Origin of the sequence: Streptomyces curacoi (assembly GCF_001513975.1) — a bacterium.
Lineage (GTDB): Bacteria > Actinomycetota > Actinomycetes > Streptomycetales > Streptomycetaceae > Streptomyces > Streptomyces curacoi.
Map to the genome: position 1 here is coordinate 561,179 of NZ_KQ947986.1, position 12,750 is coordinate 573,928.

Here is a 12,750-nt window from a genome sequence, read left to right on the forward strand (position 1 = left end):
GGCTCACGCCCCCGGGGACGGGCTGCCGGTCGGTGTGGCCCACTCTCTCGCCGTGCCGGCCGGTCCGGCGGGGTCCTTCGGAGCGCCCCGGAGGATGGAGTTGCCCTCGTGGGTCGCCTCCGGGGTGGCGACGTCGAGGGAGAGTCGCCCGCTGAGGCCGTAGAAGGCGACGGGGTTGCGCCACAGCACCCGGTCGACGTCGTCCTCACCGAAGCCCTCGGCGAGCATCAGGTCGGCGACCTTGCGGGTCTTCAGGGGATCGCTTCTTCCCCAGTCGGCGGCGGAGTTCACGAGTATCCGCTCGGGCCCGTATTCCCGGAGGATCGCGACCATCCGCTCCTCGTCCATCTTGGTGTCGGGATAGACGGAGAATCCGAGCCAGCAGCCGCTGTCCTTGGCCTCCTTGACCGTCGTCTCGTTGAGGTGGTCGACCAGGACCCGGTCCGGGGGCAGTGCGGACTCCCGGACGACGTCGAGGGTGCGGCGCAGGCCGGCCAGCTTGTCGCGGTGCGGGGTGTGGACGAGGGCGGGCAGCTCGTGGTCGGCGGCGAGCTGGAGCTGGGCGGCCAGGGCGCTGTCCTCGGCGGGGGTCATCGAGTCGTAGCCGATCTCGCCGACGGCGACGACCTGGTCCTTGACGAGATAGCGCGGGAGTTCGTCGAGGACGGGGACGCAGCGCGGGTCGTTCGCCTCCTTGGGGTTGAGGGCGAGCGTGCAGTGGTGGGCGATGCCGTACTGGGCGGCACGGAAGGGTTCCCAGCCGAGGAGGGAGTCGAAGTAGTCGAGGAAGGAGGCGGGCGAGGTGCGGGGCTGGCCGAGCCAGAAGGAGGGTTCGACGACGGCGCGGATGCCGGCGGCGTGCATGGCCTCGTAGTCGTCGGTGGTGCGAGACGTCATGTGGATGTGGGGGTCGAAGAGGCGCATCAGGACTCCTTGCCGTCGGTGCCGCGGGTGCCGCACTCGGCGGCGGACGCGGGTGGGGTGGCCGTGGGGTCGGTCAGGGTCAGGACGCGGTGCAGGTCTTCGGGTACGGAGCGGCCCGCGGCGGTGCGTTCGGCGGCGTAGTCGCCGAGCATGCGGGCGAGTTCGGTGTCGCGGTGGGCGCGGCGCGCCAGGTCGGCCACGGTGTCGATCGGCACTCCCGTGAAGAGGCACTTCAGTACGGCGTGGCGCCACTGGTGGGAGTCGAGGTGCCGGGCGGCGTAGGGGCCGACGGCGGCGGCGAGGAGCCGGGTGTCGTTGGTGCGCAGGGCGTCCTCGACCAGCGGGAGTGCTTCCCTGCCGGGCACGAGGTGGGGCAGTGCGTGCAGGACGGCTCGGCGTTCGGCGGCGGTGCCCTGGAAGTAGACGCGGGAGAGGGCGTCCGCGTCGGCGCGGGCCGCGTGCAGGATGAGGACGCGGGCGGCGTCGGCGTGCTCGGCGCCGCAGCGGCGGCCGGCCTCGGCGATGCGCAGCTCCCAGACGGAGATCGGCCCGTGGGTGCCGGGATGCTCGGCGGCCTCGTCGAGAGCCCGGTGGAGCCAGGCACGGGCGGGGGCGCCGAGGCGGGCGGCGAGGTGGCTGCGCAGGTCCGCGGGCGGGGTGCGGGCGAGGGCGGCGCCCTGGATGTCCGGCTCGCTCGCGGCACCCGCCAGGTCCCCGGCGTCCGGCCGCGCCGTGGCACCCGCCCGGGTCTGGGCGTTCGCCGGACCTGCGGTGTCTGCCAGAGCCTCGGCGGGCGTCGGGCCCTCGGTGCCTGCCAGAGCCTTTACGGCCGTCGGGCCCTCGGTGTCCGCAGTCCGGTTGGCCGGGGTGGCGCGGGGGTGGGTCATGGGGTGCTCCCTTCTGGGGTGGCGGAGGGATCGCCATGAGGTGGTGGGACGGGTACGGGTGATCGGGTGGCCGTGGCCGCGGCCCGGTGGAGGAACGGGAGGGAGAGTTCGGCGAAGTGAGGGCCCGCGTGGGAGTGGCGGGGCAGTTCGACGACGGTCAGGCCCTGGTAGCGGTTGGCGCGGAGGGCGGCGAGCACGGACGGGAAGTCGATCTCGCCCTCGCCGAAGGGGAGGTGTTCATGGATACCGCGGCGCATGTCCTCGATCTGGACGTGGCGCAGCCAGGGCGCGGCGGCGTGTACGCAGTCGGCGGGAGAGAGGGGTTCGAGGCATTGGCAGTGCCCGATGTCGAGGGTCAGGCCGAGGTGTGCCGGGTCGCCGAGCAGGTGGCGGAGCCGGTGGAAGTCGGCGAGGGTGGCGAGGAGATGGCCCGGTTCGGGTTCGACGGCGAGGGGGATGTCGGCGGTGGTGGCCGCGTCCAGGACCGGGGTGAGCGCGTCGGCAAGGCGGTGCCAGGCCGTCTCCGGGCCCGTTTCCGGGGGTGTGATTCCGCTGAAGCAGTGGACGGCGTGGGCACCGAGGTCGGCGGCGATCCGGACGGCACGGATCAGCAGGTCGACGCGGCGGGCACGGTCGTCCGGGTCGGGGTCCAGCAGGGAGGGGCCGTGCTTGCGACGCGGGTCGAGCACATAGCGGGCGCCCGTCTCCACGGTGACTTGCAGACCGAGCGTGTCCAGCCGCTGTGCGAGGCGGCGGGTCCGGGCGGCGACGTCAGGGGCGAGCGGGTCCAGGTGCATGTGGTCGAGCGTCAGGCCGACGCCGTCGTAGCCGAGGTCGGCGAGCAGGGCCAGGGCGTCGTCGAGGCGGAGGTCGGCGAGGCCGTTGGTGCCGTAGCCGAAGCGGAGGGGGATGACGTCCGCGACGTCCGTGACCTCCGCGACCTCCGTGACTTCCGTGACTTCCGTGACATCCTCGACCTCCGCGACGTCCGGCGCCTGGGAGAGGGCAGTCGCGCGCCCGGTGCCGGTGTCGTAAGGGCTCCCGGGGGCCCTCGGTGCCTCGGTTGGCCGGACCGGGACGCTCGTCGGGTGGCTCATGTGACGCTCACCTTTCTGCCGAACCGTCGGCCGAGCGGGGCGAGACCCGCGATGAACAGGGCGGTGAGGCCGGCACCGGATCGGGCGGTCAGGGCGGCCTGGAGGGGGATCGTGGCGCGGATGCCACCGCCGACGGCTCGTTGGGTGAGCGGGGGTGACGGGTTGAGCGCGGCGTGGAGGTAGGGGCGCGCAGCGGTCGCGGCGTAGGCGGCGGCGAGGGCTGTGCTCAGGGCATCGGCGGCCGGCCGTGTCGGGCCGGACCAGCGGCGTCGGCGGTGACGGGCCATGGGCGCGAGGGCGTCGGGGCGGATGCCCGGCAGGCCGTGGGGGGCTGCTTCCCCGGGGCCGGCCGGGGGTCGGGGGGCGGTGGGCCGGTGTGCCAGCAGGCGGCCGAGGAGGGCCGTGGTGGCCAGGGCCGTGAGAGGCGCCAGGGAGGAACCGCCTTTGGTCTCCTGGCGGGACACCGCGGTGACCGCGAGCGTGTGGGTGCCCAGCAGGGCGGCCGACGGTAGCGCCTCGCGGATGTGTCCGGTGGTGGAGGCGGCGCCGAGGAGCAGGTCCAGGGCACGGGCGGCGGCCATGACCGCGGGGCCGGCCGGGGTGTGCTTCAGGGCGAGGTCGTAGGCCCAGACGGTGACCGCGAGCGGCGCGGCGATCGTGAGAACGGGACGGCCGGCACGGGCTGCGACGGCCAGGCCCGCGCCGGTGAGGGCGCAGGCCGCGGTGAGGGCGGCCGCGGGGCGGATGCGGCCGGACGGGAGGGGGCGGTGAGGGCGTTCCGTTGCATCCTCCGCGCGGTCCGCCCAGTCGTTGAGGGCCATGCCGGCCTGGTACAGACAGAGGGAGGAACCGATGGCGAGCAGAGTGCGCGAGTCGGCGCGCGCGCCGGTCGCGGCGGCGCCTGCCAGTGCGTCGCCGGGGACGGTGAACAGGGCGGGCAGGCGCAGGAGTTCGGCCCAGGCCAGGCGCGGGTTCCGCCGCTCGGGGTCTTCCGCCGACCGGCCCGTGACCACGCGGGCGGGCCTGGCCTCGGGCGCCGACGAGCGTGCGTCCTCACTCCGGCCGGACTCTGTCTGCCGGGACCGGCCACCAGCCGACGGCGACGAGTGCCGCTTCCCGTGCCCCTTCACCGCTGCTCCTCGATGCGGTCGGCGGCATCGCGCCCGCCGGGGCGGGCGAGTCGGTCACCGCGCGGCTCTGCACCGGCCCGCCGCAACCGCTCGGCGAACCGCCGCAAGGCCGCGTACTGCTCCGCCAGCGCCCCGGGCCCCTCCCCCGCCGGGTCCTTGAAGTAGAAGCCCAGTTCGCCGAGCGGTCCGGACAGGCCCGTCTCGTGGGCGCGTGCCGTCAGGCGGGCCAGGTCGAGGACCAGCGGTGCCGCCAGGGCGGAGTCGCAGCCCTGCCAGATGGTCTGGAGGATCATGCGGGTGCCGAGGAAGCCGTCGAAGGCGATGTGGTCCCAGGCGGTCTTCCAGTCGCCGAGGGCCGGGACGTCGTCGATGTGGACCTCGCCCTCGGGAGCCGCCCCGAGGGTGTCGGCCAGCACCCGTTCCTTGCCGGCGTTCTTCGCGGCCGCCGCGGCCGGATCGGCCAGGGAGGCGCCGTCGCCGCCGCCGAGGAGGTTCGTGCCGGACCAGGCGCGGACCGTCAACGCCCGTTGGCTGAACATCGGGCCGAGGACCGAGCGGAGCAGTGTCTGGCCCGTCTTGCCGTCGCGGCCGGCGTACGGCAGGCCGGCCGAGGCCACCAGGGGTGTCAGTGCCGGGTGGTCCAGGCCCGTGGAGGGGGTGAAGTTCACGTACGGGCAGCCCGCGCGCAGGGCCGCCGCCGCGTACAGCGCACTCGGCGGCAGAGCGGCGCCGGTGGGCGGGGGCTCGGTGGAGGCGACGTTCACTACGACCGCCCGGGCGAGGTCGTACCGCCGTATGAAGTCCCGTAGGTCGCAGGCGAAGGCGGTGATCAGCTCCTCCTCGCCACGGGTGTCTCCGGGGAGCGGGCCGCCGGTTCTGATCTCCCGGTCGGCGGCGGAGAGCTCGGCCCGGACCGCGGTCGGGAGGCCTGGGGGCAGGACGCCGCCCGCCGCCAGGGCCTCCGCGCGTTTGGGCAGGGGGCAGTCCACCGTGTCGTGGCCGCCGAAGACGAGGGACGACAGCGCGGGCAGGCCGCTGTCCGCGAACATCGGTGTCTCGGTGACCAGGCCCGTCGGCGGGTGCAGGCCCGCGGTGACGGCGGCGCACCCGGCGACGACGGTCGTGGCGACGGAGCCGCGCGCCCCGATCAGCCAGACGCCGACGCGCGATACGGACGGGGAAACGGGCGCGGACATGGCAGCCTCCTTGTCGAGCGCGTCGTACGGAAACCCCGTGGGCCGGGCCCCTGAAGCGAGGCCCGGTGGGGTGAAGACGGCGGGCGGGAGTCCGGCGTCCCCCGCCCGCCGTCGCTCAGTCGCCCTGCGAAGCCATGAGTCCGGAGGACTTCGCGGACTTCGCGGGCAGTTCCTTGATCCGGATGTCACGGAAGGACACCTCGTCGTCGGCTCCGTGGTTCTGGATGCCGATGTGTCCGTCGGTGAGGCTCCGGGCCGGGTCGGTGTTGGTGAAGTCGTTGATCTTCACGCCGTTGAGATAGACGCGGAGGCGTTCGCCCTCCACGCGGATCTCGTAGGTGTTCCACTCCCCCGGCGGGTTCAGCGCACGATCGCGCTGCTTGAGGTCGGCGGACTGGAAGCCGTACACGGCCCCGGTGGTGCGCTCGGGGGCGTCGGTCGCGTCGATCTGGATCTCGTAGCCGTTGTTGACCGCCGACCACGGGTCGTCCGAGGGCGGGAAGCCCACGAACACACCGGAGTTGTCGTCGCCGGCCATCTTCCAGTCGAGCTTCAGGGAGTACGACCCGAAGCCCGACGCGGCGTACCAGAGCATCCCCATGCCGCCGGTGGTCGTGAGCGTGCCGTCGTCGGACAGGGTGAAGGAGCCCGGGCCCGCCTGGCGCCAGCCGTCCAGCGAGGCCTGGGTGCCGTCGAAGAGCGGGCGGTAGCCGTTCTCCGGGCGGCAGTCGGCCTGGGCGTCGCCGATGGCCCAGCGGATGCCGCCCAGCAGATGCTCACGGAAGAGGGGCTCGGCGTAGGACTCCTTGGTGTGGCCGCCGCCGGTGTAGAAGGCGCGGCCGCCCTGGTAGTTCTGGCACCAGGCGATCGGATGGTCGCCGTTCATGGTGCCGCCGGTGTACGAGGTCTCGTCGAGGGACGCGAGGACATGGGCCCGCTCCCGCGGATTGGAGCGGTAGTTGTACCACTCGTCCGTGCGGTTCCACGTCTCGGCAAGGCCCGAGGTCGCCGGGTGGGCGTGGTCCTCGACGTCCACGGTCGCCGGCTGGATCGCCGGGTGCGACTGGAAGTAGGCGCCGGCCAGGCCGCCGTAGAACGCCCAGTCGTACTCGGTGTCGGCGGCGGCGTGGATGCCGACGTAGCCTCCGCCGCGCCGGATGTAGCCCTCGAAGGCCGTCTGCTGGGCGGCGTTCAGGACGTCTCCGGTCGTGGACAGGAACACGACCGCCGCGTAGCGACGCAGGTTGCCGGCGGTGAAGGCCGCGGCGTCCTCCGTCGCGTCGACCGTGAAGCCGCCCGTGGCGCCGAGCTGTTTCACCGCGGCGACGCCGTCGGGGATCGAGTCGTGGCGGAAGCCGGCCGTCTTGGAGAAGACCAGCACCCGCTTGCCGTCGTCCCGGGCCCGGGAGTCCTCCGACGCCTGTGACGCGGCCGGTCCCGAGACACAGCCGAGGAGTACGGCGGCTCCCACAACTGCGGTGGTCAGTCGTCCGGTTGGACGCATGCTCATCCTCCTGCCTCCTTTCAGCCGGTCGTGAAGGTGAAGTCGTCCACGTCGTACAGCGCGCCGGTGCCGCTGCCCTTGAAGACGAGGTGGAGCGTGGTCGTACCCCTGGGCGCGCGGGACAGGTCGGCGGTGACGTCCTGGAAGGTCTCCCAGCCGCCGGTCACCGGCACGGTCGCCGTGCCGAGCAGGGTGCCCGTCGAGGACCCGGCACGGATCTCCAGGGTGCCGCCCGCGCCGCCGGAGGAGATCCGGGCGGTGATCTTCTTGGCGTTGCTCAGGGCGTACGGCGTGAAGGAGATCCAGTCGCCGTTGTGGATGTTGCCGACGGTCCGGCCGCCGTGCGCGGTGTCCTTGGTGATGACGGAGACGCCGGAGCCGTTGCCGAAGTGCTCGGCCTGGCGGTGCCTGGGCTGGGTGACGTTCTGGTCGTGCGTGGTGAGCGGGGCCTGGCCGCCGCCCCCGCCGTCGGTGTACTCGGCGTCCAGCACGCCGAAGATGTTGGCGTCCTCGTCGTGGCCGCCGTCGGCGCTGGTCTGGATGGTGCCGGTGCAGCCGTTGGCGGAGGTCACCGGGTGGCCGTGGCTGTCGTGGCCGAGGATGAAGGTGACCTTGACCTTGGCGCAGTCGATCGTGCGGTCCTCGGGGTCGCTGACCCGCACCTTGAACGGGATCGCGTCACCGAAGCTGAACAGCTGCCCGTCCTGCGGGAGTTCCAGGGTCACCTTGGGCGCGGTGTTGCCGACCACGATCCGCACGCTCGCGCTGCCGGTGCGGCCGGAGGGGTCCTTGGCGGTCAGGGTCGCGGTGTAGGTGCCGTTCCTCGTGTAGCGGTACGTCGGGTTCGCCGCCGTCGACTTGCCGCCGTCGCCGAAGTCCCAGCTGTACGTGAGCGCGTCGCCGTCCTGGTCGGTGGTGCCCTCGGAGGAGAACTGGACCCTCAGCGGCGCCGTGCCCGAGGTCCTGCTCGCCGCGGCCTGCGCGACCGGCGAGTGGCCGTCGGTCGCGTTCTCGATGCGGTAGAGGCCCGAGTTCTCGTCACCGCCGAACCACGCGGTGCCGTAATCCAACACATACAGCGCGCCGTCCGGGCCGAAGGCCATGTCCATGATCTGGGTGCCGGTCCACGGAACGTTGTTGATCGACTGCACGGTCCCGGCGTCGTCGCTGACGATCCGCTTGATCCAGCGGCGGCCGAACTCCCCGGCGAAGAAGTTCCCGTCGTAGGCCTCGGGGAACTTCACCGGCGAGTCGAGCGAGGCGTCGTAGCGGTAGACCGGGCCGCCCATCGGGGACTCGGAGCCGGTGCCGAACTCGGGCACCGACCCGCCGTCGTACGGGATCCAGGCGGGCTGGGCCGGGGGCAGGTCGGTCAGGCCGGTGTTGTTCGGCGAGGTGTTCTTCGGCGCGGCGCAGTCGAAGGACGCGCCGGACTGCCCGGTCGCGAAGTCGTAGTCGACGTAGGCGTCGTTGTCGCCGGTGCAGTACGGCCACCCGTAGTTGCCGGGGCCGGTGACGCGGGCGAACTCGACCTGGCCGGCCGGTCCGCGCGCCGGGTCGGCGGCGCCGGCGTCGGGGCCGTAGTCGCCGACGTAGAGGATGCCCGTCTCCTTGTCGACGCTGAAGCGGAACGGGTTGCGGAAGCCCATCGCGTAGATCTCGGGCCGCGTCTTGTCGGTGCCGGGCGGGAAGAGGTTGCCTTCGGGGATCGAGTACGAGCCGTCGGCGTTCACCTTGATGCGCAGGATCTTGCCGCGCAGGTCGTTGGTGTTGCCGGAGGAACGCTGGGCGTCGAAGGCGGGGTTGCGGTTCGAGCGCTCATCGATCGGGGTGAAGCCGTCCGACTGGAACGGATTGGTGTCGTCGCCCGTTGAGAGATACAGGTTGCCCGCCGCGTCGAAGTCGATGTCGCCGCCGACATGGCAGCAAAGGCCGCGCGAGGCGGGGATGTCGAGGATCTTCTTCTCGCTGGCCGCATCGAGCGTGCCGTCGGTCTTCAGGACGAAGCGGGAGAGGCGGTTGACGCCGTCGAAGCGGGCGAAGTCGGCCGCCGTTCCGGTCGCGGGGGCGTCGCCGGCCGGAGTGTTGAGCGGGGGTGCGTAGTAGAGGTAGATGAAGCGGTTCTCGGCGAATCCGGGGTCGACGCCGATGCCTTGCAGGCCCTCCTCGTCGTGTGTGTACACGTCGAGCTTGCCGGCGAGCCTGGTGTTGCCCGCCGCGTCGGTGAGGCGCAGTTCGCCGTCGCGGGAGGTGTGCAGGACCGAACGGTCCGGGAGGACGGCGAGCGACATGGGCTCCCCGACCTCCGGCTCGCCCTTGGCGAGGGTGACCTGCTGGAAGTCCTCGGCCGCGGCGGCCCGGGCAGCGGCCGCGGCGGCTCCCTCGGCGGCGACGGCTGCGCCGGCCTGGGGTGCGGTGAAGGTGAGGGTGGCGCCCGCCAGCAGTGCGCCGCTGAGCAGCGCCACCGCCTTGCGGAAGGACAGCCGTCGTCTGTGGGTCTCGTTTCTGTCGGTGCTGGTGGTGCGGTCGTTCCCGTGCACGAGTGCCTCCAGAAAGGGGCCGGTTGTACGGGCGGGTGCGTGCGCCGGGATGCGCCGTCATCCCGGAGAGTCGAAGCAGAGCTCGACAGGTCCGCGCAAGGACAGGTCAGTTGCCGAACGCCGCGTCGAACGAGGCCGACGGCGGCTCGAAGTCGTACGCCTTGAGGCGGGTCAGCGCCTCGGGGGCGCCCTGGAGCCGGTCCATGCCGGCGTCCTCCCACTCGACCGAGATCGGGCCCTGGTAGTCGATGGAGCGCAGCATCCGGAAGACGTCCTCCCAGGGGACGTCGCCGTGCCCGGCGGACACGAAGTCCCAGCCGCGCCGTGGGTCGCCCCAGGGCAGATGGGAGCCGAGCCGGCCGTTGCGGCCGTCGAGGCGCTTGCGGGCCTCCTTGCAGTCGACGTGGTAGATCCGGTCGCGGAAGTCCCAGAGGAAGCCGACCGGGTCGAGGTCCTGCCACACGAAGTGCGAGGGGTCGAAGTTCAGACCGAAGGCGGGACGGTTCCCCACCGCCTCCAGGGCGCGCTGGGTCGTCCAGTAGTCGTAGGCGATCTCGCTCGGGTGGACCTCGTGCGCGAACCGCACGCCTTCCGCGTCGAAGACGTCCAGGACCGGGTTCCAGCGCTCGGCGAAGTCGTCGTAACCGCGTTCGATCATCGACTCGGGTGCGGGCGGGAACATGGCGACCAGGTGCCAGATGGCGGAGCCGGTGAAGCCGATCACCGTGTCGACGCCGAAGGCGGCCGCCGCGCGTGCCGTGTCCTTCATACGGTCCGCGGCGCGCCGCCGGACCCCCTCCGGGTCTCCGTCGCCCCACACCTCGCCCGGCAGGATGGCCTGGTGGCGTTCGTCGATGATGGCGTCGCAGACGGCCTGGCCGACCAGATGGTTGGAGACGGCCCAGCACTTGAGGCCGTACTTGTCGAGGAGCTGATGCCTCGACTCCACATAGGAAGGATTGCTCAGCGCCTTGTCGACCTCGAAGTGGTCGCCCCAGCAGGCGAGTTCGAGTCCGTCGTAGCCGAAGTCGCGGGCGAGCCGGCAGACCTCCTCCAGCGGCAGGTCCGCCCACTGACCGGTGAACAGCGTGAACGTGCGCGGCATGCGCGTCAGCCTCCTCAGACCGCTATCGGGGTGTAGACGGAGTTCTTCTCGGCGCTCTCCTCCACCGCCGCGAGCACGCGCTGCACCTGCAGCCCGTCGGCGAAGGAGGGGTCGGGGCGGCGGCCCTCGGCGACGGCGTGCACCAGGTCGCGGGCCTGGTGGACGAAGGTGTGCTCGTAGCCGAGGCCGTGCCCCGGCGGCCACCAGGCGTCCAGGTAGGGGTGGTCGGGTTCGGTGACGAGGATGCGGCGGAAGCCGGCCTCCGCGCCGGGTGCCGTGCCGTCGTGGAAGGACAGTTCGTTGAGGCGCTCCAGGTCGAAGGCCAGCGAGCCGCGCTCGCCGTTGAGCTCGATGCGCAGGGCGTTCTTGCGGCCGGTGGCGTAGCGGGTGGCCTCGAAGGAGGCGAGGGCGCCGGAGGGGAAGCGGGCCGTGAACAGAGCGGCATCGTCGACGGTGACCTGCCCGGTGCCGGCGGCCGAGACGGCGGACAGCCCGCTCGTTGCGCCGGTGGGCAGGGGCCGCCGGCGTACGAAGGTTTCCGTCAGCGCGGAGACGCCCGCCAGCCGCTCCCCCGTCAGGTACTGCGCCAGGTCGATGATGTGGGCGCCCAGGTCGCCGAGCGAGCCCGAGCCTGCCTGCTCCTTGCGCAGCCGCCAGGTCAGCGGGAAGCCGGGGTCGACCAGCCAGTCCTGGAGGTACGTCACGCGCACGTGCCGCAGGGCGCCCAGGCGGCCCTCGGCGACCATCCGGCGGGCCAGGGCGGTGGCCGGCACCCGGCGGTAGTTGAAGCCGACCATCGCCACCTGGCCCCGCGTGTACGCCTCTTCGGCCGCCCGCGCCATCGACGTGGCCTCCTCGACGGTGTTGGCGAGCGGCTTCTCGCACAGGACGTGCTTGCCCGCGGCCAGGGCGGCGAGGGCGATCTCGGCGTGGCTGTCGCCGGGGGTGCAGATGTCGACGAGGTCGACGTCGTCCCGTTCGACGAGGGCACGCCAGTCGGTCTCGGTGGCTGCCCAGCCGTGGCGGTCGGCCGCCGCCCGGACGGCGTCGGCGTCGCGGCCGCAGATCACGGCCTGCACGGGGTTCAGCGGCAGGTCGAAGACGCGGCCCGCGGTGCGCCAGCCCTGGGAGTGGGCGGCGCCCATGAAGGCGTAGCCCACCATCCCCACACGCAGGGGTGGCTTGCCTGCCTCGGTCCCCTCTGGCTGCTGCTGCGGCTGTCCCATACGGGTGTCCTCCTCGTCCTGGTCGGGGTGGCGCACGTGGGGGGTGCGGGCGGAATCACTTGAAGCCGGTGGGCATGTACTGGTCGACGTTGGTCTTGTCGACGACGGCCGAGTAGAGCGTGATCGACGCGGGGATCTCGAACTCGGCCATGCCGCCGATACCCTTGCCCTGGCCGAGGGCGCGGGCGAGGTCGATCGCGGAGGCGGCCATGGTCGGCGGGTACAGCACCGTCGCCTTCAGCACGCCGTCGTCCTGCTTGATGGCCTGGAAGGCGGACAGGGCGCCCGCGCCGCCGACCATCAGGAAGTCGTCGCGCCCGGCCTGCTCGATGGCGCGCAGGGCGCCCACGCCCTGGTCGTCGTCGTGGTTCCACAGCGCGTCGAACTTCGACTGGGCCTGGAGCAGCTGGGCCATCTTGGCCTGCCCGGACTCGACCGTGAACTCGGCCGCCTGGCGGGCCACCTTCTTGATGTTGGGGTAGTTCTTCAGGGCGTCGTCGAAGCCCTGGGTGCGCTGCTTGGTCAGCTCCAGGTTGTCCAGGCCGGCCAGTTCGATGACGCGGGCGTTCGACTTCCCCTTGAGCTTCTCGCCGATGTAGTGGCCGGCGTTGAGGCCCATGCCGTAGTTGTCGCCGCCGATCCAGCAGCGGTACGCCTGCGGGGTGTTGAAGATCCGGTCGAGGTTGACGACCGGGATCCCGGCCCGCATGGCCTTCAGCCCGACCTGGGTGAGCGCCTTGCCGTCGGCGGGCAGTACGACCAGCACGTCGACCTTCTTGTTGATGAGGGTCTCTATCTGGCCGATCTGCTGGGCGGTGTCGTTGGAGCCCTCGGTGATCTCCAGGGTGACGTCGGAGTACTTCTCGGCGCGGCTCTTGGCGTTGTCGTTGATGGCGTTCAGCCATCCGTGGTCGGCCTGCGGTCCGGCGAAGCCGATGGTGACCTGCTTGCCGGGCTTGTCGTCGGCGGCCGGCTGGTCGTTCGCGGCCGGTTCGTCCTTGGACTCGTTGCTCGTGCAACCCGTGAGGAGGGCGCCCGCACCTATGGCGGCGGTGCCGAAGAGCAGCCCTCTGCGACTGGTGAGCTCTGACATGGCGGTGAACCCTTTCCTCAGGTCTTGCCGAGCGGGGAGCGACACGGC

The 12,750-nt window shown here is 72.2% G+C and carries 10 protein-coding genes; all 10 read right to left on the reverse strand.

The genetic code is table 11. The annotated features are described in order from the left end of the window. Positions 1 to 3: 3 nt before the first annotated feature. Positions 4 to 924: a TatD family hydrolase gene (locus tag AQI70_RS12175; protein ID WP_062147492.1), complete on the reverse strand. Its 921-nt coding sequence runs from the start codon at positions 922 to 924 to the stop codon at positions 4 to 6. After that, entirely contained in the window at positions 924 to 1,811 is an 888-nt protein-coding gene (locus AQI70_RS12180; protein WP_244181580.1) for an EboA domain-containing protein, read from the reverse strand. The genes AQI70_RS12175 and AQI70_RS12180 overlap by 1 nt, the downstream gene beginning before the upstream one ends. After that, positions 1,808 to 2,908 carry a sugar phosphate isomerase/epimerase family protein gene (locus AQI70_RS12185; protein WP_244181581.1) on the reverse strand — a complete coding sequence of 367 codons (1,101 nt, stop codon included), beginning with the start codon at positions 2,906 to 2,908 and terminating at the stop codon, positions 1,808 to 1,810. Before AQI70_RS12185 ends, AQI70_RS12180 begins: the two co-directional genes overlap by 4 nt. Further along, on the reverse strand, positions 2,905 to 3,921 hold the full coding sequence (locus tag AQI70_RS12190; RefSeq protein WP_062147495.1) for an SCO3242 family prenyltransferase: 1,017 nt from the start codon (positions 3,919 to 3,921) through the stop codon (positions 2,905 to 2,907). The genes AQI70_RS12185 and AQI70_RS12190 overlap by 4 nt, the downstream gene beginning before the upstream one ends. A gap of 113 nt (positions 3,922 to 4,034) precedes the next feature. Beyond that, positions 4,035 to 5,234 carry an inositol-3-phosphate synthase gene (locus AQI70_RS12195; RefSeq protein WP_062147498.1) on the reverse strand — a complete coding sequence of 400 codons (1,200 nt, stop codon included), beginning with the start codon at positions 5,232 to 5,234 and terminating at the stop codon, positions 4,035 to 4,037. 115 nt (positions 5,235 to 5,349) lie between these two features. Further along, on the reverse strand, positions 5,350 to 6,738 hold the full coding sequence (locus tag AQI70_RS12200) for a ThuA domain-containing protein (protein WP_062148329.1): 1,389 nt from the start codon (positions 6,736 to 6,738) through the stop codon (positions 5,350 to 5,352). 20 nt (positions 6,739 to 6,758) lie between these two features. After that, the gene (locus AQI70_RS12205; RefSeq protein ID WP_062147501.1) at positions 6,759 to 9,278 is read right to left on the reverse strand and encodes a PQQ-dependent sugar dehydrogenase; all 2,520 of its coding nucleotides are present in this window, start codon (positions 9,276 to 9,278) and stop codon (positions 6,759 to 6,761) included. Between the two features lie 106 nt (positions 9,279 to 9,384). Further along, positions 9,385 to 10,383: a sugar phosphate isomerase/epimerase family protein gene (locus AQI70_RS12210; protein WP_062147504.1), complete on the reverse strand. Its 999-nt coding sequence runs from the start codon at positions 10,381 to 10,383 to the stop codon at positions 9,385 to 9,387. Positions 10,384 to 10,397: 14 nt separating this feature from the next. Then, on the reverse strand, positions 10,398 to 11,609 hold the full coding sequence (locus AQI70_RS12215; protein WP_062148330.1) for a Gfo/Idh/MocA family protein: 1,212 nt from the start codon (positions 11,607 to 11,609) through the stop codon (positions 10,398 to 10,400). Between the two features lie 55 nt (positions 11,610 to 11,664). After that, entirely contained in the window at positions 11,665 to 12,702 is a 1,038-nt protein-coding gene (locus tag AQI70_RS12220) for a substrate-binding domain-containing protein (protein WP_062147507.1), read from the reverse strand. Between the last annotated feature and the right edge of the window lie 48 nt (positions 12,703 to 12,750).